Origin of the sequence: Streptomyces sp. NPDC048275 (assembly GCF_040652275.1) — a bacterium.
GTDB lineage: Bacteria > Actinomycetota > Actinomycetes > Streptomycetales > Streptomycetaceae > Streptomyces.
In genome coordinates this window covers 31,940-58,823 of sequence record NZ_JBEZLR010000064.1, presented here as the reverse complement: position 1 = coordinate 58,823, position 26,884 = coordinate 31,940, and the positions used below count along the sequence as shown (strand labels likewise).

The window sequence follows — 26,884 nt, the reverse complement described above, 5'->3', positions numbered from 1 at the left end:
GGCGGAGGAGGGCGTCGACGCGATGGGGGTCCCCCCGCTCGAGCGAAGCCGAGAGTGGGGGAGTCGGCAACCGACGACAACGCCGCAGATGGGCGCACCAAGCCCCGCGTCTCCGGCGTGATCCGCCGGACAGGCCCTAGAACCTGGGCGCGTTACGGGACCGCTGCACCCTCGAGGTGCGGCGGTCCTTCGCGTTCCAGCAGGCCTTGTGCCAGTGGCGGCGCTCGTCGACGCCCGAGTGCTCCGGCCAAGCCACCACGTGCGGGATGCCGGAGGGGATCATCTGGTCGCACCCCGGGCATCGGTAGGTCTTGCCCTCGGCGCTGGCACCCGCCACGTGGCGCACGCTCCATGCCTCGCCCTGCCAGCTCTCCGTGGACTGCCAGCCGCCGTACCGTTCGGAGCGGTCACCGTCTTCGGGGGACGCGCCCCGGGCGGACGAGTCGGAACCCTTGGGGCGGTTGCGACGCGGGGACACAGGACACCTCACGGAGCTGTACAGGGAGCAGGGGCCTCGTCCAGCCTACGCGGCGCGCGCGAGGGTAGGCGTACTCCGCCAACCCTCACAGATCGCCCTCCTGTCGGCCCATTCTGCAGACAATCCGCAAATCTCTCCGACAAGCCGTGTCTTCGGCACGTGTCGGACGGTTATGCCGGTGGGGGAGCTCCACGTCGGAGCCGAGGAAGCAGGAAGCACCATGCACGTTGGAAGTTTTGTACTGGCGGCCCAATTCCCTGGACAGGGCCAGGGAGAAGCACTGCACCGCGCGGTGCGGACCGCCGAGCTCACCGAGGAAGCGGGCCTCGCCGCAGTATGGCTGGCCGAGCACCACTTCGTGCCGTACGGGACATGCCCGTCGGCCGTCACACTGGCCGCGCTGCTGCTCGGCCGCACCAGCCGCATCCGCGTGGGCACCGCGGTGAGCGTGCTGCCCACCGTCCACCCCGTCGCACTCGGTGAACAGGCCGCGCTGCTGCACATGACCTCCGGCGGCCGCTTCACGCTGGGCGTGGGGCGCGGCGGCCCCTGGGTCGACCTGGAGGTCTTCGGCTCGGGTCTCGAGGCGTACGAGAAGGGGTTCCCGGAATCACTCGATCTGCTGGTTCGCTGGCTGCGCGAGCCGTCCGTCGGGGGCCGGGGCGAGCGGTTCACGTTCCGTGAAGTCCCCGTCGTCCCACGGCCGTCGGAGTCCCTGAGCGGTGGGCCAGGTCCCGAGGTCGTCGTCGCCTGCACCTCGCCGGCCAGTGTGCGGCTCGCGGCCGAGCGCGGGCTGCCGATGCTCCTCGGCATGCATGTCGGTGACGAGGAGAAGGCCGAAATGGTGTCGTTGTGGCGGCAGTACGCGCGTGTGGCGGGCCACCCGACGGACGAGATCTTCGCCGCCGCCCATGTCTCGGCCGGCGTCTGCCAGATCGCGGACCGCCGCAGCGACGCCGTCGAGACGCTCACCAAGGCGATGCCGGGCTGGCTGAAGCAGGGTCTGGACGCCCATGTGACGGTCGACGGCCGCGCCCGCTCGATGCGGGACCCGCTGGCGTACACCGAACTGCTCTGCGGGCTGCACCCCGTGGGCACCCCACGGCTGTGCGCCGACCGCCTGGCGGCCACCTCCGAACGCACCGGCATCTCCCACTTCGCCCTCCTCGTCGAGGGCTCGGGCGACCTCGCGGCGACGGAGGAGAACGTCCGACGGCTCGGCACCGAGGTGCTCCCCCATCTCCACTGAGCCACACGCCCGTCCACAGCCGCGAGTACGCCTCGCGACCCGCCCCGCCCCTCGGGGAGCTTGCCGCCCCGGTACAGATGCACCTCCCGCGTACGGAGCGGCAAGCAATGCGGCATCAAGGCGTCAGCAGTCGCGGAACTCCGGCGACTGGTTCAGCACCTGACTGCGTACCGAGGTGAAGCGTGTCAGCGTGTCGTCCACTGAGGCGTCCAGTGGGAACACCGCCACCCGGTGGCAGTTCTGGAAAGCCAGCCGCACACCGAAGTGCCGCTGCAGCGCGCCGCGTATCGCGTCACTCGCGAGCGCACGCAGCAACTGGCCACGTGCCTGCTCGTCCGGCGGAGGCGTCTGGTTGTCGGCGAAGTTGCCGCCGTCCACCTTCAGCTGAGCCACCAGGGAGCTGATCATCTCCCACGCGTAGGGCAGGGAGGTCCGGACGCAGTCGACGAATTCAGCTTCGTCGACCTCGCCTCGCTCGGCCTGTTCGAGTAGGGCCGGTGAGACGTCGAGCGACATGGGTTCTCCTCTCGCACCCCCAGACCTCGGGGGTTGCCGGACAGGTCAGGGAATTCGCGATATCGAACACGATGAGTACACGCATCGCGACCACCCGTTTATACGGTAAGCAACGGACGGTGACGGCACCAGGAGAATGCGCACACAGTGGACTCCCAGTAGGCACACAATCAGCCACTACCGAACAGGCGTCTTCCAGGGCGAATCGCGTGGACCTCTGCCCGTCGAGTAGCGTTGCCGACCATGCGTCTCGTCATTGCCCGCTGTTCCGTTGACTACGCGGGCCGGCTCACCGCCCATCTCCCGTCAGCCCCTCGCCTCATCCTCGTGAAGGCGGACGGCAGCGTCTCGATCCACGCGGACGACCGGGCCTACAAGCCCCTCAACTGGATGTCGCCGCCCTGCACCCTGAAGGAGGGTTCGGGCGACGAGGAAGGCGTCTGGACCGTCATCAACAAGGCGGGCGAGAAGCTCATCATCACGATGGAGGAGATCCTCCACGACTCCTCGCACGAACTCGGGGTGGACCCCGGCCTGATCAAGGACGGCGTGGAAGCGCACCTCCAGGAGCTCCTCGCCGACCGCATCGAGACCCTCGGCGAGGGCTACACGCTCATCCGCCGCGAGTACATGACGGCCATCGGCCCCGTCGACATCCTGTGCCGTGACGCGGAGGGCCAGACCGTCGCCATCGAGATCAAGCGGCGCGGCGAGATCGACGGCGTGGAGCAGCTCACCCGCTATCTCGAGCTGCTGAACCGCGACCCGCACCTCGCGCCGGTCCGTGGGATCTTCGCCGCCCAGGAGATCAAGCCGCAGGCCCGCGTCCTCGCCACGGACCGCGGCATCGGCTGCACCGTCCTCGACTACGACGCGATGCGCGGCATCGAGGACGACAAGCTGCGGTTGTTCTGACGTTCCGGCGCGTGCCTCGACGCGCACGAATCTGACTCAAACGGCCAAGAAGGAGGGAGGGCCGGGTCCCCGTCAGCGGACCCGGCCCTCCCTTCCTCTCTGCCGTGCTCTCAGATCACCGGGCCGCTGGGCGAACCGGCGGCGCTGCTGCTCGCCGGAACGCTGACAGCACTGCTCTCCGGGGCACTGGCGGTGGTGCTCGCCGGGACGCTGGAGGCGGGGCCACTGGCGGAGTCCGAGGTGGACGGCTCGGTCGTCGGCGACGGCGACGGCGGCTCACTGGTCGTCGGCGACGGCGGCGCACTGGTCGTCGGCGTCGGCGACGGCGGCTTCGACGTGGGCGACGGCGGCTTGGTCGTCGGTGACGTCGACGGCGGCTTGGTCGTCGACGGGGACGACGGATCGCCTGACCCCTGCGTCCCACTCGGATCGTCCGACGGCCGACCGCTGCTGACCGGAGGCGTCGGGTCGTCCGACGTCCCGTACGTGCCGTCAGGACCCGGATCCGTCGGCACGCTCACCGCGCCCGTGTCGCTCCCACCGCCACCGCCCCCGTCGTCCTTCTTCGCCTTGTCCGCGCCCAGGCTGTCGTCATCGGCGCCCTGGCTGGCCGAGGGGTTGACGCCGACCTTCTCGGACGGGTCGTCGGTGTTGTTGTTCGAGGTCGCGCCGAGCGTCACCACGGTGCCGAGCACGGCGGCCAGGAGCGCGCCCGCGCCCGCGGCCGCCAGGTTGCGCCGGGTGCCGCTGACCAGCCGACCCGCGACGCCCGCGACGCCCGCGCGCTTCGACGCGGGACCCGGTTCGGCCCGATGGGTGACCAGCGTCGAGGGCTCACCGCCCGGCTCCTGGAGGGCGAACGCGGACGGTACGCCACCGGGCGGCGACGCCGACTCCTCGTGCCGTGCGTCGGGCACCTCCTCGCCCGCCGCCGTACGGCCGCCCGGCAGCAGCCCGCCGGGCAGCACCGCTCCGGAGCGGTCGGCGACCAGCGCGAGGGCGCGGCGGCCCGCCACGGTGCCGCGCTTGTCGGCGAGGGCGCCGCGCAGCCCGATGGAGGCCTCCAGCTCGGCGCGGGCCCGGTCCAGCTGGCCGCCGCAGAGCGCGAGGATGCCCAACTCGTGGTGGAAGTAGGCCTGTTCGCCGACCTCACCGGCGAGCCGGGAGGCCTCGGCGCCGAAGCGCAGCGCACGCTCCCAGACGCCCCAGTTCAGGCCGGCGGCGAACGCGGGCGCGGCCGTGCGGGCCAGCTGCACGGCGAGGGTCTCGTCCTGCTCGTCGACCGGAGCCGTGGTGAGCGGGACCAGGACGGCGAGCGCGGCGAGCAGGGCGTCGGCCTCGGCGCAGACCCGCTCCGGGGTGACCGAGGGATGTCCGGCCCACCAGGTGTAGTGCTGGGCCGCGGCGCGCGCCTGTTCCGCCAGGTCGTCGGCATAGCCGGCGGCCTCCAGCTGGGCCTGCACACCGGCCGCGAGCCGGTAGCGGGAGCCGACCGGCGAGACCAGCGCGCAGCTCGCCAGCTCGGCGAGCGCGGCGTCGGCGTGGGTGTCGTCCACGAGGGCGGGCAGATGGGTCTGGTGCGGCACCTCGCCGCCCAGCGCGACCGCGAACCGCAGGGTGGCGCGGGCCGACTCGCTGAGCCGGGACGCGAGCAGCGAGGCGGGTGCGGCGCCCTCGGCGAGCGAGGGCAGCGGCACCTCGGGGCCGTCCACGGCGTCGAAGGGCGCGTCCACCGGCATATCGAAGGGCGCGTCCGCGAAGAGGCCGTACTCGTCGACGGCGTTCAACTCGACGCGCTGCTGGTCGCGCTGCCGCAGCAGCGCCCCGGCCTGTACGAAGCGCAGCGGAAGTCCCTCGGACTCGAACCAGAGGTCGGCCGCCCAGTTCGACTCCTCCTCGGTGAGGACGCGTCCGACGGCCCGCTCGAGCAGTTCGAGACCACCGCTGCGGTCGAGTCCGCCGAGGAAGACCTCCTCGAGGAGCGAGTCGGCCGACGGGGCGGGCACGTCGGGTGTCGCGGCGATGACGAAGGCACACTCGGGCGTGGCGTCGAGGAGTTCGTCGAGCGCGCTGCCGCCGATCTCCACGTCGTCGAGGACGACGACCGCGCCGATGCCGTGGACGAATTCGAGCAGTTCGTCCCGATCCGGCCGGTAGAGCGGCGCATTGTGGACGGCGGCGAAGAGGTCGTGGAGCAGGTCGCTCGCCGTGCGCCCGTACCCGCTGAGGCGTACGACACCGTCGGGTGCGAGGTCCGCGCAGTCGTCGGCGACGGCGTCGAGCAGGCTGGTGCGGCCCGAGCCCGCGGGGCCGGTGAGGCGTACGGAGCGCCCGCGCGCCAGGAGGCGGACGAGCCGCTCGCGCTCCTCCTCGCGCTCCAGGAGCGGCAGTCGGGACTGGGCCGGTCCCGGCGGTACGGGCGGGCGGGTGGCGCGGTTCAGTTCGGCGCGCTCGGCGGCGTTGAACTTCGTGGGCCGTGGCGGGCGCTCCCCCGGCGGGCAGACCTCGATCTCACTGCCGTCGACGGGGTTGACGGTGAGCAGGTAGTCGCCCGACACGAGTTGGACGGTGCGGGCGAGTGCGGGTGTGTTCGGGCCCAGGTCGGCCGTGAGCGGGTCGCGCGGCGGGCGCGAGCGGGGCGCCTGGCCGTCGTCGTCATGGCCGTACTCTTCGGGTCCCCGGTTGTTCGGGTCCATGTTCCAAGCCCCCCAAAAGCGTCGTGTGCGGGTGCTGTCGCCGGACTCGCGGCAGACGGGAGTCCGGCGACAGTATCCAGGCCCCTCCCGGCCTTGCTGCACACTGCGCTGTCGCTTCTGGTCCGGTGCCCGCTCGTAGGGTTTCGGGCGGCGGGCAGCCGAACCCTAAACCTTCGCACAGTATCTATGAACGGGCGGGGTGCCGCGCCGTCCGAGACGTCACAGCTTCGTGAGGATTGTGCGTGAGGTGTGTTTGGTACGCCGCTGTGGGCGCGTACGCGGTCACACCCTGGGCAGTGATTCGACCCCGATGCCGCCCTCGATGGCCAGGATCCGGTGCAGTCGGGTGGCCACCAGCAGGCGCTGCATCTGTGGTGGTACGCCGCGCAGCACGAGCCTTCGGCCGCACCGCCCGGCCCGTCGGTGGGCTCCCATGATGACACCGAGGCCGGTGGCGTCCCAGGAGTCCAGTTCGGACAGGTCGAGCACCAGGTCGCCGGCTCCGTCGTCGACGGCCGAGTGCAGGACCGTACGGGCGTCCGCCGCGCTGCGTACGTCGAGGCGGCCCCCGACGACCAGCTCGGCGTGGTCGCCCCTGATGTACATATGCGCTCCCCGAGAGTGCTTCTCGTACTCCGTGTCTGTGGATGTGCAAGGACTGACTGCCTGAGTGGCGGTCAGGTTGCCGTCTGTAAGCGAACCGATACCGAATTCACCCCATGAGGTGACACGCGAGAGGCACGTGCGGTTTCAGTGCTTGTAGAAGCCCTGCCCGCTCTTACGCCCGATGTCACCGGCGTCAACCATCCGGCGCATCAGCTCCGGCGGGGCGAACTTCTCGTCCTGGGTTTCGGTGTAGATGTTGCCGGTGGCGTGCAGGAGGATGTCCACGCCCGTCAGGTCGGCCGTGGCGAGGGGTCCCATGGCATGGCCGAAGCCCAGCTTGCAGGCGAGGTCGATGTCCTCGGCACTCGCCACGCCGGACTCGTACAGCTTCGTCGCCTCGACGACGAGCGCGGAGATGAGGCGGGTGGTCACGAAGCCGGCCACATCACGGTTGACGACGATGCAGGTCTTGCCGACGGATTCGGCGAACTCCCGTGCGGTGGCGAGGGTTTCGTCGCTCGTCTTGTAGCCGCGCACCAGCTCGCACAGCTGCATCATCGGCACCGGCGAGAAGAAGTGCACGCCGACGACCCGCTCCGGGCGCTCGCTGGCCGCCGCGATCTTGGTGATCGGGATCGCGGAGGTGTTGGAGGCGAGCACGGTGTCATCGCGGACGATCTTGTCGAGGGCCCGGAAGATCTCGTGCTTGACCTCGAGCTTCTCGAACACCGCCTCGACGACGATGTCCGCGTCCGCGGCGGCGTCCAGGTCGGTGGTGGCGGAGATACGGGCGAGCGCGGCATCGGCGTCGTGCGCCTCCAGCTTGCCCTTGCTCACGAACTTGTCGTACGAGGCCTTGATGCCGTCGAGGCCGCGGGTCAGCGCCTCGTCGGTGACATCACGCAGAACGACGTCCCAGCCCGCCTGCGCGGACACCTGAGCGATACCGGACCCCATGAGTCCGGCTCCGATGACGGCGAGCTTCCGTGCCACTGTGCGACTCCCCTGACGCGCTGTTTATATCTGTCTCTCGGGCGGACACTAGCGCTCGTGAGGTCCGGTGTGACCGGTAAGTAATGCGCGTCACGTCTCATCTGACGGACGTCACACCGGATGGCTCACCCCTTGTCCCGCACGGCGTAGTTGAGCACCCCCTCACCCAACAGGTCGTCCGTCTCGCGGCCGATGGTGGGCGGACGGCCGGGGCGAAACTACGCTGGAGTCATGGTCAATCTGACGCGCATCTACACCAGGACCGGCGACCAGGGCACCACCGCCCTCGGGGACATGAGCCGGGTCGCCAAGACCGATCTGCGGATCTCGGCGTACGCGGACGCCAACGAGGCGAACGCGGTGATCGGGACGGCGATCGCGCTCGGCGGGCTCGACGAGGAGATCGTCTCGGTCCTCACCCGTGTGCAGAACGACCTCTTCGACGTCGGGGCGGACCTGTCGACGCCGGTGGTCGAGGACCCGAAGTTCCCACCCCTGCGCGTCGAGCAGTTCTACATCGACAAACTGGAGGCGGACTGCGACCGCTTCAACGACGAGCTGGAGAAGCTCCGCTCCTTCATCCTGCCCGGCGGCACACCCGGCGCGGCGCTGCTGCACCAGGCGTGCACGGTCGTACGACGGGCAGAGCGCTCCACGTGGGCGGCTCTCGAGGTCCACGCGGAGGCGATGAACCCCCTGACCGCGACCTACCTCAACCGCCTGTCGGACCTGCTGTTCATCCTGGCCCGCACCGCGAACAAGGAGACGGGCGACGTGCTGTGGGTGCCGGGCGGGGAGCGCTGACCCCGCCCGGCGCCTCTCAGGTACCTCCTGGAGCTCACCGTCCGCGGTGAGCTCCTGCGACCCCGTCAGGGCCTGGTCGCACCCTTCCTCGGCCTGCCGCAGGGTAGCCGTGCGGGAAGCCTCCAAGTCCGGTGTGCCCTGCCCGCACTCCGGCACCTGGGTGCGAAGACGGGGATCGCGGTGGTCACCGTCCCGGCCCGGGGCACCTCCAAACTCTGCCCCGGCTGCCTCAACACCCTCACCCACCACCCGGCCCCCGACCGGCTCGCCGAGCGCGGCTGGAAGTGGGCGCACTGCACGGGCTGCGGGCTGTCCATGGACCGCGATCACGCCGCCGCCCGCCGGATCGTCTCCCGCGGCCTGCTCGCCCAGGCCCACACCACCACCGACCGCACCACCCACGCCCGGACCATCCGCACCACCATCGACGGCACCGTGGCCCTGGTGAGGCGTCCGAAGAAGACCACCCGCCGCCTGCGCCGACAACGCCACACAGAGCACGCCCCGACCCGGCCACGCGGACCGAAGACCACCCCGGGCAAGCAGCGCCCCACCCCCAGCAGGCCGAGGAGCGCCCGGCACCGAGGTGCCCGGCGTGCTGCCCCGGCACAGGCCCCGGGCCACAAGACTTCCCGCCGTATGCCCGATGCGCGTACGGTCCCCGCCACCACCCCCGCCACGGGGGCAGTCCAGCGTCCGGCGGGGCATGACATCCAGGCACCAGCAGCATTCAGGCCGGTGCCAGGTCATGGAGTACCCGCACCCGGCCGGACCGGAGAAGACCTTCTTCGGTCCGGCCGGGTACGGCTCTCACGCAGAACCTGTCGGCGGCGCACCCGCGCCGCCGAGCGGGCCGGCTTCCACCACCTGCACGCCACCGAAGTCCACCCCCTCACCCCGAGGTTCGGACCACCGGACGGCAACCGCACACGGCCACGCCGCGCCCGAAAAGCCTGGAAACCACAGGCACACACAGAGTTCTAGAGACGCTCCGCGACGCCCTTCTCGACATCCAGCGCGGCACGGCGGAGGACAAGCACGGCTGGACGCACCAGCTGGGATGAGCTGTGCGCAGCCGATTCAACTCTCCATGAGAGATCATGAACAGCCGAGATGTTCCGGCTGAGCGAATGAACCGCCCCAGTTGTGGGTCGTTTTCGTGTCGGTCCCGTGCGCCAGGGTTGTGCGGCTACTTGAGTTCAGCGGCAGTGTAGTAGCCGCCCGTGACCAGAATTTCCTCGTAGTTGCTCTTGTCGACAGTCTCCGGCTGCAACAGGTGCGCGGGCACGACCTTCACACCGTTGTTGTAGGAGAATCTGTCGTTGAGCACCGGCCTCCTGTCGTTGAGTATGTCGTCGGCCATGGTCGAGGCCACGTTGGCGAGCTCGCGAAGGTCCTTGTAGACGGTCTGTGACTGCTGGTCCTTGATGATCGACTGCACCGAGGCCAGTTCGGCGTCCTGCCCGGTGACGATCGGTAGGGGCTTGCCGCCGGAGCCGTAGCCGTCTGACTTCAGCGCCGACAGAATGCCGAGGGAGATGCCATCGTACGGCGACAGGACCGCGTCGACCTTCTGGCCGCTGTACGACTGGGTGAGGATGCTGGTCATGCGTCTTTGCGCCGTGGGTCCGTCCCAGCGCAGCGTGGTGACCTGGTCGAGCTGGGTCTGCCCGGACTGGACGACCAGTTGCTTGCTGTCCAGGTACGGCTGCAGGAGGTGCATCGAACCCTCGTAGAAGTACCTGGTGTTGTTGTCGTCGCTTGAGCCGGCGAACAGTTCGATGTTGAAGGGGCCTTTGCCGTCCTCCAGACCGAGCTTTTCGATGATGTAGCGGGCCTGGAGTCGGCCGACCTGCTCGTTGTCGAAGGAGACGTAGTAGTCGACGTTCTTGGTACCGAGGATGAGCCGGTCGTAGGAGATCACCGGGACGTCCGCGTCGGCAGCTTGCTGGAGTACGTCGTTCAGCGACTTGTTGTCGATGGCCGCGATGATCAGTGCATCGACGCCCTGCTTGATCAGGCTCGCGATCTGTGAGGCCTGCTTCTCCGGGTTGTCCTCGCCGTAGACAAGCTTGGTCTTGTAGCCCTTGGCATGCAGATCGTCGATGATGCCCTTGCCGTCGGTGAGCCAGCGCTCGGAAGTCCGGGTCGGCATGGCGACGCCGACAGTGCCCCCCTTGGAGAGACCCTCACCCCCACTGCTCTGGGCGCAGGCGGACAGGATGAGGGCGAGTGAGGCGGATCCGGCGAGGATGGCTCTTCGGCTGTGCATGGTGATCGTTCCTTGTTTTTCTCGTCGTTGAGAGGAGGACGTATCCATTGGAAGGTGGTGAAGGGGTGGACCGGACCTCGAGCAGAGCGGTGCGCCGCTGAGGAGCGGCTCGGCGGCTTCTCGGCCTCACATGTAGCCCCCGAGGTCATCCGGGGTCCTGGTGTACATGCGCTACGGGAAGCGAACCTCCGCCGACATGCACTGAGGTGATGGGTCCTCAGGTTGTCCGCGAGGGTTCCCGAGTCTGTGCTCAGGCGGCGCGCAAGCCCGCAGATTGCCGATCATGGCGCCGATGAGGGCCGGAAGTTGGGTCTCGCCGACTCCGGTGCCCTCCTTACCAGCGTGCACCTGTGTACACGTCTGAGTGTGCTTCGGCATCTCGGCCACGCATGTGCTGATTCCGGGAATGCGCAGGACACTTGCCTCTCGGCCGTTCGAAATCGCGTTACATGATCGGCATGTTGGCGCGAGAATAGAAGGGAGCGTGTCGGGTGTCAACGGGTCGAACGGGAACGGTTTCGGCGAAGAGCCGGGGAGGGCGCGGCCGCCCGGCTCCTTCCGTCCTCGGCGGTCTACGCCGTTGCGACCTGGTCGGTGATCCAGGTGTTGGTGTCTGTCCGGTTGGCGTCGATGGCCGTGGTGCATGGGGCGCAGCCTGCTCTCTGGAGCTGACCGACGAGATCACCGCCGAGCTGACCGTTGTGGCGGGCTTCGACCAGGACCTCGCAGCCGAGGCCACCCGCACCTCCAACCGGATGTGCGGCCTGCTTACCCGGTTCCCCCCTCGCTGGAGCGCGTGCTCGGGCCGCGGCTGGCCCACCAGGCCGTGACCTGGCTGCTGGAACGCTACGACTCCCCGACCGTGCTGCGAAAGGCCGTCTACGCCCAGCGCATCCCGATCGCGGACGACTGCTCCACGCGCTCCGGCGCCAGCGTCGCGGCCCTGCTCCGCTGGTTACCGATCCAGGTCCCGAGCCTGGTGGCCCGCTCCTCCTGGTCCTCGCAGCACGGCCGCTGCGATCTCCCGCACGCGGTCCAGGGTGATCCCCGTGCGCTGTTCGACGGCGAGGGGATGGTCGGTGGGCTCGAGCTCGACGCGGGGGCGCTCACCGACCGGGCGGGTGTGGACATGCGTCTTCAGGTTGAGAGTCGTGGTCGAGTAGACCGGCAGGTCGGTGGTGAGCCAGCCGAAGTACGGCTTCTCAGCCTCACGGATGGGCCTGTCCCAAAGGTCCGCCGCCCGGGAGAAGTTCTCGCGGCTGAGCGAGACCCAGACGCCCCAGGAGAACACGTCGTCGCTGCCGATGACCGGTATCTCGATCAGGCCCTTGACGAAGTAGTGCTGCCCGCGGATCACGCACTGGTCCGACGAGAGCATGCAGTCGTCGGCGCCGGCGAAGGCCGGATCCCACACGGCCGGGGCCTCGGCCGTGTAGTTCATCGGCAGCTCAGGGTGGCGGGCCCCGCAGCACGTGCAGGTGAATCCGGGATCGCTGGTCATGGTGCTGGAGCCTAGTGACGGGCTCCGCTACCACCTCGGGCGGGAGCCCCTGCCGTCCGCTGCCTGGCGGGCCATCTGCTCAGGCGGAGCCGCCCCGGTGCTCCCAGAACCTAACGGCCGACAGTGCTCCAGTCGGCGGGGGCTGGCGGCACCGAGCGGCCTGCGGCGTGATCGTGGAGGCGCCGGGTCAGTTCCGGCAGGTCGGAGGCTGGGAAGCTCACCTGGAGCAGTTGCAGGCGGAACCGCGACGGGAGGTCCTCCTTGAACATGGCCGCGTCCATCGGCTTGATCGTCACGTCCCACGCGTCCGGGGCCGCCCAGTGCGTCATCCGCACGTAGAACGCGTCGCGCGGGCCGGCGTTCGCCACGGCGGAGAGGAAGGCGAGTCCGCTGTCGACCGGGAAGTCGATGAGCATCCAGCCGCGTCGGGACTCCACCCACTCCGCCATGTGCGGCAGCTTCTTTGGCCAGTCCGCGTTGCTCTCCGCGAGGTCCTGACAGCAGGTGAAGGTGTCGAAGCCGCACTCCCAGGCCGCCTGGATCGCGGGTGCGAGTTGTTCGTCGATCTGGGCGTGGCGCTCACCCACCCGGACGAGAACGGTGGGGTGCGTGCCTTCGTAAGATGTCATCGCAGGAGCATAGAAGCGGGGTACGACATTGAGGCAGGCGGCGCCTTTCCGGCCTCCCTGGGGCGCTCACCCGGCCAGTCAGACGCTCACCGACCAACAAGCGTGCTCAGCAGGCACTGTCTGCCAGATGTGGTGAACGGGAAGCGGTGGCACGGCCGGCGCAAGCAGAGCCGTGCACGAGCCCTACAAGGGTTCGCTCCATCCGTGCCTAACCGGGGCTCCTTCCAGCGGCAGGTGGCCGCGGGCACAGTAGTACTCGGACTCCAACCACTGCTCGATCATGAAGAGGGGGCGTGACAGAAGCGCGTCTGCGATCTGCTGGACCCGCAGAAGGAGCCCGAGATCGGTCAGGGCGAGGGAGTGGTCGGGGGTGTACGCCAGGCAGTTGCCGTGCTCGGCAGCGTGATCGAGCAGGTACTGGTGCGCCTGCTCGGGATCACGGCCTGCCAGCGCAAAGCCCGCCAGGAAGACCTGCGGGCCGGTGACGGCATCCAAGGCCACGCATGCCAGTTTGCCCTCGTCGTAGAAAACCTTCACTCCACCGGCGAAGTCTTCCTGCGCATACGGACCACCCACCCGCTTGAGCGGCCCGCAGCCCTGGAGAGCATCCGCGACCACGGCCGGACTCATCCCGAACCGCAGCGGTCCCACACCGAGTGCGGGCAGCAACTCCCAGTGCTGCCGCTCACCGTGCATCCTCACCATCCCCCCTCGTCAGGTCGGCTGATAGCCGTGTAGCCGCCCTTGCCCCGGCAAGGGCCGGCGACCAAAGCGCCAACCAAGCTGCTCAGGCCGACTGAAATGCTCGGTCACAGGGCGTGTGACCGAGCGCGCTACCTGGCTCGTTCGGCCAACTGGCCATCGCGGATGGCGATTTCGGCTACTTTCCGGAGTGCTGCCTGGTACGTCTCGGCGTTGCCCGGTCCCTTCTGCCACGTGCGCATCAGCAGGGCGGTCGCAGGGTTCCTGGCACGATGCCGAGGTGTCGCGCGGCGGAGGCGCCCCGCAGGCCTCGGCCACTTGTCGGGCCGCGAGGGGCGTCGAGCGGTCCGATCAGCCGCTCCGGCCGGACGTCGAACAACCACCCGCCCCCGCCGGGCATCACCGCCAGGAAGTCCGGGGTGTGTCGTGTGCGTACCCCCTCGTGCTCGAAGTCCAGCTCGAACGGCTGGACCAGCCCGTCAACGACCCGGACGAAGTCCAGCGCGAGCAGGAGGCGTTGCTCCTCCAGTGACTCGAAGCCGTGGTGGCGGCCGGTCGACACCATGAACTGCAGCCCCGGCCCGTGCCCCTGCCTCGCCCGCCAGGTGAACCCGCGAACCGGAGACGACGAGCCGACAGGCACCGAGCCGATCTCGCTCACCGGCCAGGCCACTGACCCACCGCCGACCTGCCACGACGTCATCCACCGCCGCTGCCGGCCCTCGGACAGCGCCAGACGGCCCTGTTCCGCCTCGTCACCCGCATGTTCCACGATCAGCATGTCCAGTCCGCATGAGTCGGACCGGACCACCGTCCTGGTCGGAGAAGCCATGCATCCAGAGGAGCAGCCACGGCGCATGCGCCGTGGCGGGATCACCGAAAGTATTCGTAATTGCTCGCCAGCGACGGAGCAGTTCAGTCGTGGCGGGTGACCTTGACCGCAGATACGAGCAGGATCACGGCCAGGGTGGGGATGAGTATCAGCTCTGAAGAACACGATCGAGCGTTGCCCGGCCTGCGGGTCCCCATGTCGGCTTGCCGCCAGGAAGACCCCGGTCTCCGTTCTGGCCCATCAGCATGAGGAACAGGCTTTTCAGAGCAGCCAGCCCGCGGGCGCGCCGGATCGTCGCCTCGTCCGCATGCGCGTACACGGCGAAGAACCGTGAGGCGGCGCCTGCGGGAAGGACCACCCATGCGGCCGCGAGGTCCCACGCCGGATCGCCGGCGAACATGTCACCGAAGTCGATCACACCCGACAGTGTGCCGTCCGAGACGACGACATTCGCGGGATGAAGGTCACCGTGCACCCATACCGGCGGGCCCTCCCACTCGGGGGCCGCAACGGCATCGTCCCAGACGGCCCGGACCTCGTCGGCAATGCCGCCGGGGACAACGGCTTGAAAGAAGTGGTCGAAGCCGTCCGTGCACTTCTTGGGGTGAGCGCCGCGGTCCGAACTGGTCGGCGCCTCGGCGGGCGCCTCTACATGGAGCGCCCTGAGGAAGCCCGCCAGAGTGTCGGCCGCGTGGTCGCCGCGGCTGATCGAGGTGTAGTCCAGTGGCTCGCCGGGAACCCACGTCATGATGGTCCAGGGCTTCGGGAAGCGCGCGGACGGTTCACCGGTCCGCACAGGGTTCGGGACCGGGAGTGGCAGGCGCGGAGCCAGGACGGGCAGCCATCGGCACTCCTTGCGTTGGAGCTCCGGGGCACGTTCTGTACGCGGCATGCGCACGGCCAACTCGTCCCCAAGGCGCCACTGTTGGTTGTCCCATCCGCCCGTTACCTCGTGGATGGCCAGCCCTGCAAGGTCCGGATGCTGCTCCTGCAGCAGGCCGTGGACCAGGTCTGCGGTGATCTGGATCTCGGAGTTGGTCATGCGAAGCACAGTACTGGGGCAGGCGGAGCGGCCCTCGCTCTCCGGAAGATCTAGCCGCTCAACCTTGCCGGTGCTGGCCTGATGCCTCGCAGGCCGCAAGCGTGAGCCGGCCAGCCGCGGCCGTACGGTCTGCCTTGGGGAAGACCGTCTGGGCGGGGGTGGCCCGCGCCCGGCCCGGTAGGCCGGTGTCACAGGCGGCGGCTATGTTGCAGCTCGGTACGTACGCGAGCGGGGAGCGGCAATGGTGGTCGAGGTGGGGTACGCCCAGGCGTGGGACCTGGAGACGCGCGTCCCCTGGCGGCCGATATCCGTGGAGAAGGCCCGTGAGCGGGATGCCGCCGGGCTTCCGTACGTGGTGGTGTACCGGGCGGCGGGCCGGGAGGCTCCGCTGGAGGTCCGGCTGGTCTCCTGGCGGGATCACCATGTCGGGCTGTGGGTCTACGACGCGCAGGGCCGCCGTACCTACGACCTGGACATGCGGTTGCTGGACGACCCGATGCGGCTGCTGCGCCGGTACGCCGTCCGCTGGCACTACACCGGCCCGGAGATGGCGGAATTCGACGAGGCGTGCCCGCGCATCACCGTGGAGCTCTTCCCGGACGGGAGGGGCCGGCGGACGGAGGAGCCCCAGGGCAAGCGCGGAGGCGCCCGCGTCACCGTGCCCAGGGTCCGCGACAACGACCGCTGGACGGACCGGCCTGTGTTCGGCGAGTGGCCGCTGTACTCGGCCCAGTTCCACGGGCTGACAGAGCCGCCGGTCATCGAGATCACCGAGGTGGCCGCGGCAGCCGAGGACGGTAGCGGCCTCGCGCCCGCCACCTGCTGGCGTCCGCCCCGCCCCGCACAGCCCGGACCGATCGGTGAGCTGTTCCGGCCCGGGGTGCGCGTGACCGACGGATACCACCCCGAGATGACGGTCGTGGAGCCACGCCGCATCGGCACCCTGCGCGTCCCCAGCGGGCTGCTCGCCGTCTCCGGCCCGGACATCGACCACGGAGACGGGCCGCACATCACGGTCCCCGTCCCGCCCGGGGAGTACGTACTGGAGGAGGCGCAGGCCAGACACACCTACCACTGCGAGTGGGAGAGGAGCGAGGTCACGCGCACCGACACCATGGCCGTCCGCCTGCTCGTCAGCGAGGCCCCCGCCGTGTCCTGGGAGATGGCGCTCAGGCCCGACGACGACCTCCGGCTGTTCATCGAGAACCAGATCTCCGGTTTCGACACCGACGGCGCCACCGGCTGCTTCGCCGATGCCGGAGCCTGGGAACCCCTCCTCGCGCTCTTCGAGAAAGGGCTGATCCAGGGAGACCTCGACCTGGACCCGGACGTCTACGAGGACATCAGCGACTCCATGTACCTGCTGCGTACCCGGGACCAGGCCTCCGGCGGCGAGCTGGCGGCCTTCGCGACGACAGGGGACGGCACCTATCCCGTCTGGGTCGGCCGTTCCGAGGCCGGCGAAGTGGTCGGGGTCGCAGTGCTGGTGGAGGGGATGCCCGAGCTGCTCCCAGAAGACGGAGCCACCGCCGGTGCCTGACGGGTGACCTGGCAGACGGTCCGCAAAGCACTGGACCTGATCTGGCCCGAGCCGCGCAAGAAGCTGCCCCCCCACGTCCGACCAGGCTGGATCCTTACAAGCCGCTCATCGACGAGATGCTGCGCAGGATCTGGACGCTCCGACGAAGCAGCGGCACACCGCCAAGCGGGTCTTCGACCGGCTGCTGGACGAGTACGCCGCCACGGGGATCTCGTATCAGAGGGTCCGTGGCTATATCTCCACGCGTCGTGTCGCGGTGAGATCCGCCAGGAGGCGGGGCGGGGCCCGTCGGAGGTGTTCGTGATCCGCAAGCCCGGTGCCTTCCCCGGAGCCACCGCCCTCGAACAGGCCCGCTCCGCCGGGAAGTTCACGCCCGTGCATGACGACTGGTGGGACGCGGCCAGGGTGGACGACGGCGACAAGGACGGCACCAAGGCGCTGATCGAGGTCCTGCTGCTGGGCCGCCACATGAACCACGAGCACCTCGTCGCCGGCCTGGCCACGGCCCTGCGGGCCGGCGCCTTCACCGCGGACGCGGTCGCCCTGGAAGCCCGCAAGGCACCGGCGCATGGCCGAAAAGGGCTCTGGGAGTCAACTCGAATGACTCCCACGCCTTGGGGTCCGGTGGTGGGGCGGGGAGCGGTCAAGTCCTTACTGAGGGCGGCAGCTCGCTGACGACTCCGCCAGGGTCGTCGGGCAGAACACGGATTCACCTGCACTCCACAGCATGTAAGCGATATAACACCAAAAGTAGTGATGCGACCAACGGCAGGACGAGAAGATGTGCACTGAATCGCTCCATTGCGCCGGGCTCTTTCGGCTGGCTCACCCGGCAGGGCGCTGATGGGCGGCCGCAGGCCTTGGGGCGAGGCGGCGTTCAGCGTTGGGCTTCTTCCGGTGGTCGTCGACGCCGAGTCTGAGTGGTACTCCAGCCGCCTTCCGGACTCCTACTACCAACCTGAGGTGCTCACCAACCTCGCGCCGGATGCGCAGCTCTACTACTCCTGCCCGGCTTGCGGGCGGCATTGGCGGGTCAACCCCAGCCTGCGTGGCGACCCGCCCGCAGGGTTTGCCTGCCCGTGTGCTCCACGCAATGTGCTCGACCCGATGAGGCTGCGCCCGAGGGTGGTGTTCCTATGCAGGGACTGCAGTGCGGAGTACGCGAACTTCGCCAACCCGTGGGATCGGCCCGGGCGTTGCCCGCGATGCCTCTCCCGCAAGAGCATGTTCTGGTCGGCTAAGTCCGGCCGTCGCATCCCGGACGTGTTCTTCAGCGCCCCTCCTTTGTATGGAGCTTCCAAAGCTATCCACCGGTGGAATGCCGACGCTGCCGCGGATCTGGGTTGGCTTGCGGCGGAGCTGGAGCTGATCCTCGACCTGCCCGAAGCCGAGCGTCACCTCATTCCGACGGCGCTGTTTGCCGCCCGCTTGCGCGCCGTTGCGGGGACTGATCCGGACCGAGTGGCCCTGATGAACTTCGAAGCGACGGCGCTTCGGGAAAGCTACAAGTTGACGACGGACATCACGGCCGGATGGACTGCGCTGCGGCTCTACTTGGATGCGGCTGCGATGGTCCGGGGGAAGCCGTTGGCGGAAGCGCGGATTACTCTCAACGTCGCGCGCGCGGCCTACAGCCTCCTCGCGATCAAGCAACCGCTTGTCCTTGCCGCAACTGAGGAGGGCGAACTGCTGCGCGTCATCGGGCTCAGCGCGGCGGAACGGTCCATCGTTCTGCGCGGTCGGGGGATCGACGACTCGGACGCGGCGGACGCGCCGGCGAGGGTCTGGCATCTGATGGGAGACATCTGCGCCACGGGCTCGAGCCAGGAGACGCTGGTTGAGGCTTCGCAGCACTACGACGAGGCGCTCGCGAGGCCAGGCTTGCCCGTCGCTATCCGAGAGTCAATCGTCGCGAGCCAGAAGCGGGTCAAAGCGCAGCTGGCTCGATCGTGCGGCACGGATGGCGTCTGATGCCGAGTCAACGACAGGTCACTTCGCTCTTCTGGGCCCAAATGGACAGGGCCCAGGCGCACCTGTCCGCGCAGCGTTGGGATGCCGCGATCGCTGTTCTGGAGCCGACGCTGGGGGAGATCGCGACGAACCGAGTGCATTTCCGCGCCATTCGGCTATCCATTCAGCACCGGCAGGCTGCTCAAGCACTGGCCGTGGCGTACGCCTGCACTGGACGGTACGACGACGCGTGGCGCGCGCTGGAGGAACTGCCAGGCCACGACCTGCTGGGCAACCCGCCGCCCATGGTGCGTCACCAGGACGCCGAGTTCGAAGGGGCAGGCATCCTGACGTCGCTGATTGCACGAGTGCTCGGTGAGGTCGGCGCCGATCCGGTCAGCGCTGGGGAGCCGGAGCCGGAGCCGGACCGGGCGCTTCACGATGGCGGGGCCGGGACTGGCCTGCTGCAGATTCTGAGTCACGGCACCACGATGGTGCTGCTGCTGCGAGCACTTGGCGAGGACGGCACGGTAACCACCAGCGGGGTGCGGCGTGAGGTCGAAACTGACGAGATCACTGATGCGTTCGCGACGTTCAGGGGCACCACATCCACCGATGCATTGAACTACCTGAAGTCATGGGATTCGGGGGTGGTTGAGACAGCTGCCGCGCGAGCGCGCATGTCTGCGGCCTTTGCCCAGGTGGCACCGTTTTTGCTGGAGCCCTTGCAGATCCTGCTAGGAGGGCGGCGTTTGCGCTCTCTTGGGATCTGCGACGACGGCGGGCTCAATCACTTCCCCTTCGAAGCGCTGCCGTGGCCGGACCCGGCGGCACCAGGGCAGGTGCTGGGTGACCGGTACGACGTGTGCTTCCTGCCCTCGGCGGCGAGCGGGCTGCCCCACCGGGCCTGGCAGCGCAGGGAGAGGCCGCGGGTGTTGTTCATTGCATACGACGGAGCTGATCTGAACACGGAGCGGGACGTCGCGCGAATGCGCGAGTTTACCGGGCTGGACGTGACCGTCATGCACACTGCCGATTGCGCCAAACGGGAGATCCTCACCGAGCTATCGAAAGACTACGCTGTAGTGCATTTTGCCTGCCATGGCCGGTTCGACATCTTCCAGCCGAGCAGATCCGTCCTGCTGCTCAGCAAAAAGGCCTTGGATGTCCGGCACTTTGATGACCAGGGCAGGTTGGAGGTAGAGCCGGGCGACCAGCGGTACCAGTTGAGCAGCGAGGACCTCTACGGGATTCACGTGCGGGGAGCCCCGATGGTGAGCTTGTTCGCCTGCTCGTCGGCCGCATCGAGGCCACCGGTGAGCTTCGGGTTCGCCGGGTTGCCTGGTGCGTTCCTTCGGGCTGGCGCCTCGGCTGTTATCGGCAGCCGTTGGAGCGCCTCCAACGATCTCTGCTTCACCCTGCTGTCCACTATGTATTCGGCCATCAACGACGGCATGCTGCCTGGGGCGGCATTCTTCGCAGCGAGGCGAGCACTGCCGTTGATGCCGGAACGCACCGTGTTTCACCAAGGATTGTTCTGCTACATCGGCGCTCCAGTTGAGGAGACCCTGTGATGCCACCCACCCTCGTCGAAGCGCACATCTACGGGGCGGATGAGGAGATCGCCGATCTTTTCACTACCGAGCTGCCTGGCGTCCAGGTAACCCCGGCGCCGGGCGTACGGAGCATCGGCGCTCAGGTGCTGGAGCTGTCGGGTAACGCGGCCAGCATTGTCGCGGTGCTGCTCGCCATCAAGGCGACACTCTGGCCGCCGAGGCCCCCGGTGCCTCCGCGCTCGGTCACCATCGTCCTGCGGAATCTGGCGGGGGAGTCGATTGAGCTGCAGGACGCATCCGAGGAGGAACTGCGGGCAGCAATCGATCCGCCGCCCGAGACCACAGAGTGATCCGCCAGGCACCGTAGCGGGCCCAGTCGCGACCAGAGCTCGAGTATGCCAGCGTTGTCGGGCCGCCGCGCCACCCGCCGGTGGAGCGGCGGGCTCGGTTCCGGAAATGTGTGGTGGCGGCCCACGCCCGGCAGGCCCGGAAGAACGCCAGCACCACGGCGAGCGTCAATGGCGCTGTACCGGGGCAGCCCCTAAGCACACTCCAGCTCGATGTTCCTAGTACTCCAGTTGTAGATCATGATCTTGCCGGTGGGGCGGGGCTGCGGCCATGGGCACGGAGCGAAATCGGATCGCGTGACGCGGTCGGGGGCTGGCACGCTGCCTCCCATGGATCATCCGGAAGTACTGCTCATCGGTGGGCGTGCCGGTGTCGGCAAGACGACGGTGGGGTGGGAGGTTTCGGCGCGACTGCGCGCCGCGGCGGTCTCGCACGCGATCGTCGAGGGTGACTTCATGGGCCAGGTGCATCCGGCCCCGGAGGGAGATCCTCACCGCTCGGAGATCACTGAGAGCAATCTGACGGCCGTCTGGGCGAATTTCGCCCGGCTCGGCTACCGCCGCCTGGTCTATACGAACACCGTGAGTGTGCTGCCCGAGGCGACGGGCATGTTCGAGCGCGCCATGGGGGCGGGCGTGCGGATCGTACGGGTGCTGCTCACTGCCTCCGATGTCACCACCGGCGAGCGTCTGGCAGGCCGGGAACTCGGCTCGGAGCTGGAGCAGGAGCTGAAGGGCAGCGCCCGCAAGGCGCGGCTCCTGGATGAGCGGGCACCCGCGGACACGGTGCGGGTGGCGACCGACGGGCGGCCTGTCGTGGACATCGCGCGTGAAGTGGTGGCCGCCACCGGCTGGATCGGGCGGCACTCCACCGGGCGATCCTGATCTTGCTGGTCGGGGCCGGTCCGGAAACGGGCGTGGCCACCGGTGATCATCAGTGTGTGAAGACAGAAGATCAGTCGGTGGTTGCAGGTCACAGCATAGATCCCGCCCGGTGGCAGGAAACGTTCGAGGTCCTGATGGGCGAAGCGGGCGACCTCTGTGGCTCTCTGTCTCTTGGCGCCGCTTGTGGGAGCGGCCCTCACCGGCCAGGTCGCCTGGCGCCGGGCGGTTCGCTCCCGCCTTCCTCCGAGGAGCGGCCGCGGACGGTCGCGCGGAAGGCAAGGGGAGACTGGTCGGTGCGCTGGTGGAAGAACTTGCTGAAGTTGGTGGCGCTGGTGAAGCCCAGTTGAGCCGCGACACGGGAGGCCGGCTGGTCGCCGTGCGCAAGAAGGCGTTTGGCTTCCAGGATCACCCGCCGGTCGATGAATTCCTTCGCCCCCACTCCGGCTCCGGCCAGGGTGGCCCGGGAGAGGGTGCGGGGCGAGTAGCCCAGAGCCTGGGCGTAGTCCTCCAGGCGGCGTGTGCGGGTGAAGTCGCGTTCGACCGCGTCACGGAAGTGGAGGAATGTCTCCCCGGGGTCCGGGGCCGGACTGCCAGCGGGCGCGGTGCGCTGCGAAAGGCGCAGCACGAGGACCGCCAGCAGGTGACGCAGCACCACCACATGCGATTCCAGGGAGATGCCACGCAGCGCCTGGAACTCCAGCGCAAGATGGTTCAAGGCCATCTCCAGTGCGTGACGGTCCTCGGGGCCGGGAACATGGAGCACGCGGGCGTACGGGTCGTCCATCCGCGCCGCGGCCACGGTGGCCGGATCCAGGAAGTCGCCCTCGAAGAGGACCAGGGTGCCCTCGGCCTCGTGGAGATCACCCCATTGCTGCACCTGACCGGGCCGGATCCACAGCCAGGAGCCCGGCTCGAGGGCGTAGCCGGTGAAGTCCACCGTGTGCCACAAGGAGCCGCTGGTGAGGGCGATCAGGTGGTGGAACGTCGGCCGCTGTGGCGCCCGTAGCCCTGCCCTGCCCATGCGGACGGCGGCCCGCTCCCGCAGTTTCGCCAGGGACATGATTTCGACGCCGGCCGGTGTGCCGACCGCGGGAGCAAAGCCGATGTCCGCGATCTCGCGCGGTTTACTCTGTCGTTTTCTCACCGTCACCAGTCGTCACGTCACGCAAGAAATCTGGCTGATGCCAGCGTAACCAAGAGGAGCCGTCACCTACCCATCACCCCAGGTGTCGGATTTTTACCATGAGCAGTCCGCCTCCTACCTCGTTCGTCTCCGAGGACGCCAATAGGTTGAATCTCGAAGCTTTCATTTTCAAGCGTAGGAGGTAGTTGTGACTTCGCCCGTCGTGTCCATCGCCTATCACTCCGGCTACGGCCACACCGCCGTCATCGCCGAGGCTGTCCAGCGTGGCGCCAAGGAGGCCGGCGCCGTCGTGAACCTGATCGCCGTCGGTGAGATCACCGACGCCCAGTGGAGTCAGCTGGACGCCTCGGATGCGATCATCTTTGGTTCCCCCACCTATATGGGAACCGCTGCCACCGCTTTCCACGGTTTCGCGGAGGCCAGCTCCAAGCGTTGGTTCGGGCAGGCTTGGAAGGACAAGCTGGCGGCCGGATTCACCAACTCGGCTTCCAAGGCGGGCGACAAGCAGTCGACCCTCCAGTACTTCGCGACGCTGGCGGCGCAGCACGGCATGCACTGGATCGCGCTCGGCCTGCAGGGTGGCTGGAACTCGTCCCAGGGGAGCGAGAACGATCTCAACCGGCTGGGCTTCTTCCTGGGTGCCGCCGCTCAGTCCAACTCGGATCAGGGGGTCGAAGGGGTGACGGCCAGCGACATCGCCACCGCCGAGGCGCTGGGGGGTCGTGTCGCGGATGCCGCCGCCACGTGGGTGGCCGGCCGCACCGCACGCGCCGCCTGATCGCGGGCCCTTCGCTCCGGCCAGGGGGTTCCCGTACGGCGCCGGGGGCACGCGGCAGATCCTTGGCTGGGCTGCCGACCATGCGAGCCGACGGGGTCTCCACAGGAGGAGACCCCGTCGAGTTTCGTGTGCGTGGTGGGCTGCGCGACGCATACGCACCCAGCGGCATCGGGATCGACCTGGTGACGGCGTCGCCGTCATCGACACGGCGACCGACACGGACGCCACGGGCAGGGTGGCGGAAGAGACAGTGTGCACGATCCTGGTCGACAACGACTTCTCCGACCTGGACCACTACCTGGCGGGCGAGTCCTGCATCCGGCACAACCCCCGCTTCGCCGACGGCATCAGCGGACTGGCAGCCGCACTGGGGAGTTGGCGAAGGCCAGCCAGTCCCTCAAGTACTCCGCCGTGCTGGACGTCGTCAAGTACTCCGCCGTACTGGACGTCGTCGCCGAAGGGAACTTCGCCTACGTCCGTTCGGTGGGCGTCTTCGCCGACGCCGACTTCGTGTGACGACCTGTGTCCCCGTACTCGTGTGAGTGGCCCTGGCAAGATTTCCGTGAAGCGGGGATGTGCCACCGTGCGCCGGTGACGCTCCGTCACGGGTGGCGGCACTGTCGGCGAGTGTGATGACCTCGTACGGATCGTGTCTCCGCACCTGGATGCGGTGCGGGTGGAACGAGTGTTGGTGACGGGGGGGGCGTGGTCCGTATCGCGGCCTGCACTCACGAGTTGACGGTGGCGTGTCTGGACTGCGGTCGCGGCTCTGCGCGGGTGCACAGCCGCTATTGCCGCACGCTGGCCGATGTCGCTGTGGGCGGCCGCCCGGTGGTGATCGGGCTGTCGGTGCGGCGGTTGTTCTGTGACAGTCGGGGCTGTGCTCGTCGGACGTTTGCCGAGCAGGTCCAGGGGCTGACAGTGCGCTATCAGCGCCGCAGCCCGCTGTTGCAGCACCTGGTGGAGATGGCCAGGGTGCTTCTCGCTGGCCGGGGCGGTGCCCGGCTGCTGCAGATCCTGAGGGTGCCGCTGTCGCGGACCAGCGTGCTGTTCCACTTGATGCGCTTGCCGCTTTCGCCGGCAGCGACCCCGCGGGTGCTGGGCGTGGACGACTTCGCGCCCTACGCAGACATCTACGGCACCCTGCTGGTGGATGTCGACACCTGGCTGCCTATCGAGCAACGCCGAGCAGTTGGCTGCCTGGCTGCGCACGCACCCCGGTGTTGAGGTTGTCTGCCGGGACGGCTCGCTGGTCTACCGCCAGGGCATCGCTGAAGGCGCCCCGGACGCGGTACAGGTCAGCGACCGCTTTCATCTGTGGCAGGGGCTGTCAAAGCGTGTCGGCGATGTTGCCGCCGCCCACCGAGAATGCTTGTCCGCTGCGGTCCCCGAGCCCGCAGCGGCGCCGCCGACGACGAGCCCGGCGGGACTGTCCGACGAGGCCGATACTCCCGCCCGCCGACACGCGAAGCGGCTGTTCGAGGTGATGCACGCGGTGACCGGCGAGGGAGTAGAGCATCGGCCGGCCTTTCAAGGGCAGGTGACGACCTGGCCGGCCCAGGAGAGGCCGCCGCCGAAGGTGAAAAGCAGCATCGGGGCGCCGGAGGGTGCTTCGCCGCGTTCGACGAGCTTGGACAGCGCGATCGGGACGGAGGCGGCGGATGTGTTGCCGGAGTCGACGACGTCCCGGGCAATGACGACGTCATCCCTCAGGTCGAGGCGTCGGGTCAGTGCCTCGATGATCCGCAGATTGGCCTGGTGGGTGACTACTGCGGCGAGGTCGGTGGTGGCGATGCCGGCCCGGTGGCAGGCGTTCTCGGCGATGGCAGGCAGCTCGGTAGTGGCCCAGCGGAAGACCGTCTGGCCCTCCTGCGCGAACTTCGGCTGCCAGGCGTGCTGCAGTCGCACCGCGTCCCCGCGGGTCGGGTCGGAGCCCCAGACGACGGGGCCTATGCCCTCGTGGTCCGTCTCCGTCGCACTGATCAGGGCGGCGCCTGCGCCGTCGCCAAGGAGGACGCAGGTGCTGCGGTCGCTCCAGTCGGTGACGTCGGACATCTTCTCGGCGCCGATGACGAGCGCGTGCCGGGCCGCTCCCGCCTTGAGTGAGTGATCCGCGCAGGCCAGGGCGGTGGTAAAGCCGGCGCAGCCATTGTTCAGATCGAAGCAGACTGCGGCCGGGATTCCCAGGCGAGCGGCGACCTGGGCGGCGATGGAGGGGCAGCGGTCGATGGCGGTGCAGGTCGCGACGGTGACCAGGCCGATCTCCGCTGGTGCAAGGCCGGATGCGGCCAGGGCCTTCGCCGCGGCGGCTGCGGCCATGTCGGTGACGGACTCGTCCTCGTCCGCGATCCTGCGGGTGGCGATCCCGGTGCGCTGGCGGATCCAGGCGAGGTCCGCATTGGTCAGCACACGGGACGGCTGATAGTGCCCAAGGGCGGCGATACGAGTTCCGGGCATGACGATCTCCCTCGGTTGGGCTGCGCGGCGGGACGGGCGGGGTGTCCCGCCGGAATATAGCAACCGATCGGTCGGAAGCTAAAGAGGTGGTGAGCGGCTACCATGCCATGTCATGAGTCCTCGCAACTCCGTCCTTGAGGCCGGCCGCACCCGTCAGCGCATCGTCGACCGTGGTCTGACTCTCGCGTCCGTGGACGGCCTGGAGGGGCTGACTATCGGCCGACTGGCAACCGGGCTGGGGATGAGTAAAGCCGGCGTGCTCGGCCACTTCGGCACGAAGGAGAGCCTGCAACTCGCCGTCGTCGACGCCGCGGCGGAGATGTTCGCCCGCGAGGTGCCGCAGCGAGCCCGGGGCGTACTGCCGGGACTGGCGCATCTGCGCGCGCTGTGTGAGGCGTGGGTGTCGTATCTGGAGCGGCAGCTGCTGCCCGGCGGCTGCTTCTTCACCGCAGCGGCGGCGGAGTTCGACGGCCGCGGCGGACCGGTGCGCGATGCCCTCGCCGGCCTGGACTCACTCTGGCGCCGCAACCTGAGTATCCACATCCGTCGCGCCATCAACGTTGGCGACCTGCCGCCGGAGACCGACCCCGACCAACTGGTGTATGAGCTGGTCGGGATCATGCTGGCTCTCAACCACTCCCTGCAGCTCCATCGCGACAAGCAAGCATCTGGACGCGCCCGCTGTGCAGTGCAACGGCTTCTGGAAGCCCACTGACGAAACGTCACGTGCCTACGCCTCAGTCGCTGGGCGTAAAGGTCTTTGGCCACCGGCGCGATCCACGGGTGCGCCCCATTACCCAGGGACTGCCTCCCGCCTATGCCACGCGCCTCTTCGACGCACACACCGCTGGGGCTACCCGAGCAACAGCTCATGGACATCGTGGCCGAAGGCCTCCAGGAGATCTGCTTCAAGGATCGCGGATGCAGCGCACACGGTCTGCTGGTCGGGCTCACCGACATCGACTACCTGGACGTCGACTACTGACAATGCA

General features: G+C 68.7%; 28 protein-coding genes and 2 pseudogenes. 17 read left to right on the top strand and 13 right to left on the bottom strand.

Translation table 11 applies throughout. The annotated features are described in order from the left end of the window. Nucleotides 1-136: 136 nt before the first annotated feature. Nucleotides 137-478, bottom strand: coding sequence for an ATP/GTP-binding protein (locus AB0D57_RS30965; RefSeq protein ID WP_362080295.1), 342 nt, complete (start codon nt 476-478; stop codon nt 137-139). A gap of 220 nt (nt 479-698) precedes the next feature. Between AB0D57_RS30965 and AB0D57_RS30960 the strand changes: the two genes are divergently transcribed. Continuing rightward, the gene (locus tag AB0D57_RS30960) at nt 699-1,727 is read left to right on the top strand and encodes an LLM class flavin-dependent oxidoreductase (protein ID WP_362080292.1); all 1,029 of its coding nucleotides are present in this window, start codon (nt 699-701) and stop codon (nt 1,725-1,727) included. A gap of 123 nt (nt 1,728-1,850) precedes the next feature. On the opposite strand, the gene AB0D57_RS30955 is transcribed toward AB0D57_RS30960, so the two are convergent. Beyond that, nucleotides 1,851-2,243: an SCO5389 family protein gene (locus AB0D57_RS30955; RefSeq protein ID WP_362080289.1), complete on the bottom strand. Its 393-nt coding sequence runs from the start codon at nt 2,241-2,243 to the stop codon at nt 1,851-1,853. A gap of 243 nt (nt 2,244-2,486) precedes the next feature. Between AB0D57_RS30955 and nucS the strand changes: the two genes are divergently transcribed. After that, a complete protein-coding gene (gene nucS / locus AB0D57_RS30950) occupies nt 2,487-3,158 on the top strand; it encodes an endonuclease NucS (RefSeq protein WP_362080286.1) in 672 nt (223 codons plus the stop codon). A gap of 110 nt (nt 3,159-3,268) precedes the next feature. Here nucS and AB0D57_RS30945 read toward each other — a convergent pair whose 3' ends face one another. The 3 genes from AB0D57_RS30945 to AB0D57_RS30935 form a co-directional block, all read right to left on the bottom strand. After that, a complete protein-coding gene (locus tag AB0D57_RS30945) occupies nt 3,269-5,854 on the bottom strand; it encodes an ATP-binding protein (RefSeq protein WP_362080284.1) in 2,586 nt (861 codons plus the stop codon). A 282-nt stretch (nt 5,855-6,136) separates the two neighbouring features. After that, nucleotides 6,137-6,460: an STAS domain-containing protein gene (locus tag AB0D57_RS30940; protein ID WP_261707178.1), complete on the bottom strand. Its 324-nt coding sequence runs from the start codon at nt 6,458-6,460 to the stop codon at nt 6,137-6,139. A gap of 144 nt (nt 6,461-6,604) precedes the next feature. Further along, nucleotides 6,605-7,453 (bottom strand): 3-hydroxyacyl-CoA dehydrogenase family protein, encoded by an 849-nt coding sequence (locus AB0D57_RS30935; RefSeq protein ID WP_362080280.1) that lies wholly within the window; start codon nt 7,451-7,453, stop codon nt 6,605-6,607. A gap of 231 nt (nt 7,454-7,684) precedes the next feature. Between AB0D57_RS30935 and AB0D57_RS30930 the strand changes: the two genes are divergently transcribed. Further along, nucleotides 7,685-8,257, top strand: coding sequence for a cob(I)yrinic acid a,c-diamide adenosyltransferase (locus AB0D57_RS30930; protein WP_362080277.1), 573 nt, complete (start codon nt 7,685-7,687; stop codon nt 8,255-8,257). Between the two features lie 27 nt (nt 8,258-8,284). Further along, nucleotides 8,285-9,241: a zinc ribbon domain-containing protein gene (locus tag AB0D57_RS30925; RefSeq protein WP_362080304.1), complete on the top strand. Its 957-nt coding sequence runs from the start codon at nt 8,285-8,287 to the stop codon at nt 9,239-9,241. 205 nt (nt 9,242-9,446) lie between these two features. Here the strand turns inward: AB0D57_RS30925 and chvE are convergent, their stop codons facing one another. Continuing rightward, the gene (chvE, locus tag AB0D57_RS30920; RefSeq protein WP_362080274.1) at nt 9,447-10,529 is read right to left on the bottom strand and encodes a multiple monosaccharide ABC transporter substrate-binding protein; all 1,083 of its coding nucleotides are present in this window, start codon (nt 10,527-10,529) and stop codon (nt 9,447-9,449) included. A 659-nt stretch (nt 10,530-11,188) separates the two neighbouring features. Between chvE and AB0D57_RS30915 the strand changes: the two are divergent. Next, nucleotides 11,189-11,406: pseudogene (locus tag AB0D57_RS30915) on the top strand (IS110 family transposase); the annotation flags it as partial. A 78-nt stretch (nt 11,407-11,484) separates the two neighbouring features. On the opposite strand, the gene AB0D57_RS30910 reads toward AB0D57_RS30915, so the two are convergent. The 5 genes from AB0D57_RS30910 to AB0D57_RS30890 form a co-directional block, all read right to left on the bottom strand. Continuing rightward, complete coding sequence (locus AB0D57_RS30910) at nt 11,485-11,970, bottom strand: DUF2199 domain-containing protein (RefSeq protein ID WP_362080301.1); 486 nt, start codon at nt 11,968-11,970, stop codon at nt 11,485-11,487. Between the two features lie 170 nt (nt 11,971-12,140). Next, nucleotides 12,141-12,659, bottom strand: coding sequence for a hypothetical protein (locus tag AB0D57_RS30905; RefSeq protein WP_362080271.1), 519 nt, complete (start codon nt 12,657-12,659; stop codon nt 12,141-12,143). Between the two features lie 183 nt (nt 12,660-12,842). Next, nucleotides 12,843-13,355: a hypothetical protein gene (locus AB0D57_RS30900; RefSeq protein WP_362080268.1), complete on the bottom strand. Its 513-nt coding sequence runs from the start codon at nt 13,353-13,355 to the stop codon at nt 12,843-12,845. A gap of 247 nt (nt 13,356-13,602) precedes the next feature. Continuing rightward, nucleotides 13,603-14,193 (bottom strand): hypothetical protein, encoded by a 591-nt coding sequence (locus tag AB0D57_RS30895; RefSeq protein WP_362080265.1) that lies wholly within the window; start codon nt 14,191-14,193, stop codon nt 13,603-13,605. Between the two features lie 148 nt (nt 14,194-14,341). Then, complete coding sequence (locus AB0D57_RS30890; protein WP_362080262.1) at nt 14,342-15,235, bottom strand: aminoglycoside phosphotransferase family protein; 894 nt, start codon at nt 15,233-15,235, stop codon at nt 14,342-14,344. A 241-nt stretch (nt 15,236-15,476) separates the two neighbouring features. Here AB0D57_RS30890 and AB0D57_RS30885 point away from each other — a divergent pair, with 241 nt between their 5' ends. The 6 genes from AB0D57_RS30885 (at nt 15,477) to AB0D57_RS30860 (ending at nt 21,513) form a co-directional block, all read left to right on the top strand. Continuing rightward, nucleotides 15,477-16,775, top strand: a complete 1,299-nt coding sequence (locus AB0D57_RS30885) for a DUF4241 domain-containing protein (protein WP_362080259.1) — start codon at nt 15,477-15,479, stop codon at nt 16,773-16,775. 300 nt (nt 16,776-17,075) lie between these two features. Next, a complete protein-coding gene (locus tag AB0D57_RS30880) occupies nt 17,076-17,450 on the top strand; it encodes a hypothetical protein (protein WP_362080256.1) in 375 nt (124 codons plus the stop codon). Between the two features lie 222 nt (nt 17,451-17,672). Then, entirely contained in the window at nt 17,673-18,746 is a 1,074-nt protein-coding gene (locus tag AB0D57_RS30875; protein WP_362080253.1) for a hypothetical protein, read from the top strand. A gap of 41 nt (nt 18,747-18,787) precedes the next feature. Next, nucleotides 18,788-20,299: a CHAT domain-containing protein gene (locus AB0D57_RS30870; protein WP_362080250.1), complete on the top strand. Its 1,512-nt coding sequence runs from the start codon at nt 18,788-18,790 to the stop codon at nt 20,297-20,299. Further along, nucleotides 20,299-20,631, top strand: coding sequence for a hypothetical protein (locus AB0D57_RS30865; protein ID WP_362080247.1), 333 nt, complete (start codon nt 20,299-20,301; stop codon nt 20,629-20,631). The genes AB0D57_RS30870 and AB0D57_RS30865 overlap by 1 nt, the downstream gene beginning before the upstream one ends. A gap of 327 nt (nt 20,632-20,958) precedes the next feature. Then, nucleotides 20,959-21,513, top strand: a complete 555-nt coding sequence (locus AB0D57_RS30860) for a hypothetical protein (protein ID WP_362080243.1) — start codon at nt 20,959-20,961, stop codon at nt 21,511-21,513. Nucleotides 21,514-21,709: 196 nt separating this feature from the next. Here the strand turns inward: AB0D57_RS30860 and AB0D57_RS30855 are convergent, their stop codons facing one another. Continuing rightward, nucleotides 21,710-22,663, bottom strand: a complete 954-nt coding sequence (locus tag AB0D57_RS30855) for an AraC family transcriptional regulator (RefSeq protein WP_362080239.1) — start codon at nt 22,661-22,663, stop codon at nt 21,710-21,712. 181 nt (nt 22,664-22,844) lie between these two features. Here AB0D57_RS30855 and AB0D57_RS30850 point away from each other — a divergent pair, with 181 nt between their 5' ends. The 4 genes and pseudogenes from AB0D57_RS30850 to AB0D57_RS30835 all read left to right on the top strand — a co-directional run. Further along, nucleotides 22,845-23,435, top strand: coding sequence for a flavodoxin family protein (locus AB0D57_RS30850; RefSeq protein WP_362080236.1), 591 nt, complete (start codon nt 22,845-22,847; stop codon nt 23,433-23,435). 375 nt (nt 23,436-23,810) lie between these two features. Next, on the top strand, nt 23,811-23,951 hold the full coding sequence (locus AB0D57_RS30845) for a hypothetical protein (RefSeq protein WP_362080233.1): 141 nt from the start codon (nt 23,811-23,813) through the stop codon (nt 23,949-23,951). Nucleotides 23,952-24,140: 189 nt separating this feature from the next. Beyond that, the gene (locus AB0D57_RS30840; RefSeq protein WP_362080230.1) at nt 24,141-24,662 is read left to right on the top strand and encodes a transposase family protein; all 522 of its coding nucleotides are present in this window, start codon (nt 24,141-24,143) and stop codon (nt 24,660-24,662) included. Further along, nucleotides 24,589-24,738 (top strand): annotated as a pseudogene (locus tag AB0D57_RS30835) (hypothetical protein); the annotation flags it as partial. The gene AB0D57_RS30840 and the pseudogene AB0D57_RS30835, both read left to right, overlap by 74 nt. A gap of 227 nt (nt 24,739-24,965) precedes the next feature. On the opposite strand, the gene AB0D57_RS30830 reads toward AB0D57_RS30835, so the two are convergent. Further along, nucleotides 24,966-25,892: a beta-ketoacyl-ACP synthase III gene (locus tag AB0D57_RS30830; protein WP_362080227.1), complete on the bottom strand. Its 927-nt coding sequence runs from the start codon at nt 25,890-25,892 to the stop codon at nt 24,966-24,968. 112 nt (nt 25,893-26,004) lie between these two features. Between AB0D57_RS30830 and AB0D57_RS30825 the strand changes: the two genes are divergently transcribed. Continuing rightward, a complete protein-coding gene (locus tag AB0D57_RS30825) occupies nt 26,005-26,607 on the top strand; it encodes a TetR/AcrR family transcriptional regulator (protein WP_362080224.1) in 603 nt (200 codons plus the stop codon). 102 nt (nt 26,608-26,709) lie between these two features. After that, nucleotides 26,710-26,877 carry a hypothetical protein gene (locus tag AB0D57_RS30820; protein ID WP_362080221.1) on the top strand — a complete coding sequence of 56 codons (168 nt, stop codon included), beginning with the start codon at nt 26,710-26,712 and terminating at the stop codon, nt 26,875-26,877. Nucleotides 26,878-26,884: the final 7 nt, after the last annotated feature.

Coding starts and splice junctions, on each gene's coding strand:
- AB0D57_RS30960 (WP_362080292.1), top strand. CDS start 699: ATGCACGTTGGAAGTTTTGTACTGGCGGCCCAATTCCCTGGACAGGGC.
- AB0D57_RS30955 (WP_362080289.1), bottom strand. CDS start 2,243: ATGTCGCTCGACGTCTCACCGGCCCTACTCGAACAGGCCGAGCGAGGC.
- nucS (WP_362080286.1), top strand. CDS start 2,487: ATGCGTCTCGTCATTGCCCGCTGTTCCGTTGACTACGCGGGCCGGCTC.
- AB0D57_RS30945 (WP_362080284.1), bottom strand. CDS start 5,854: ATGGACCCGAACAACCGGGGACCCGAAGAGTACGGCCATGACGACGAC.
- AB0D57_RS30940 (WP_261707178.1), bottom strand. CDS start 6,460: ATGTACATCAGGGGCGACCACGCCGAGCTGGTCGTCGGGGGCCGCCTC.
- AB0D57_RS30930 (WP_362080277.1), top strand. CDS start 7,685: ATGGTCAATCTGACGCGCATCTACACCAGGACCGGCGACCAGGGCACC.
- chvE (WP_362080274.1), bottom strand. CDS start 10,529: ATGCACAGCCGAAGAGCCATCCTCGCCGGATCCGCCTCACTCGCCCTC.
- AB0D57_RS30910 (WP_362080301.1), bottom strand. CDS start 11,970: ATGAACTACACGGCCGAGGCCCCGGCCGTGTGGGATCCGGCCTTCGCC.
- AB0D57_RS30905 (WP_362080271.1), bottom strand. CDS start 12,659: ATGACATCTTACGAAGGCACGCACCCCACCGTTCTCGTCCGGGTGGGT.
- AB0D57_RS30900 (WP_362080268.1), bottom strand. CDS start 13,355: ATGCACGGTGAGCGGCAGCACTGGGAGTTGCTGCCCGCACTCGGTGTG.
- AB0D57_RS30895 (WP_362080265.1), bottom strand. CDS start 14,193: ATGGCTTCTCCGACCAGGACGGTGGTCCGGTCCGACTCATGCGGACTG.
- AB0D57_RS30890 (WP_362080262.1), bottom strand. CDS start 15,235: ATGACCAACTCCGAGATCCAGATCACCGCAGACCTGGTCCACGGCCTG.
- AB0D57_RS30885 (WP_362080259.1), top strand. CDS start 15,477: ATGGTGGTCGAGGTGGGGTACGCCCAGGCGTGGGACCTGGAGACGCGC.
- AB0D57_RS30870 (WP_362080250.1), top strand. CDS start 18,788: ATGGACAGGGCCCAGGCGCACCTGTCCGCGCAGCGTTGGGATGCCGCG.
- AB0D57_RS30865 (WP_362080247.1), top strand. CDS start 20,299: ATGCCACCCACCCTCGTCGAAGCGCACATCTACGGGGCGGATGAGGAG.
- AB0D57_RS30860 (WP_362080243.1), top strand. CDS start 20,959: ATGGATCATCCGGAAGTACTGCTCATCGGTGGGCGTGCCGGTGTCGGC.
- AB0D57_RS30830 (WP_362080227.1), bottom strand. CDS start 25,892: ATGCCCGGAACTCGTATCGCCGCCCTTGGGCACTATCAGCCGTCCCGT.
- AB0D57_RS30825 (WP_362080224.1), top strand. CDS start 26,005: ATGAGTCCTCGCAACTCCGTCCTTGAGGCCGGCCGCACCCGTCAGCGC.
- AB0D57_RS30820 (WP_362080221.1), top strand. CDS start 26,710: ATGCCACGCGCCTCTTCGACGCACACACCGCTGGGGCTACCCGAGCAA.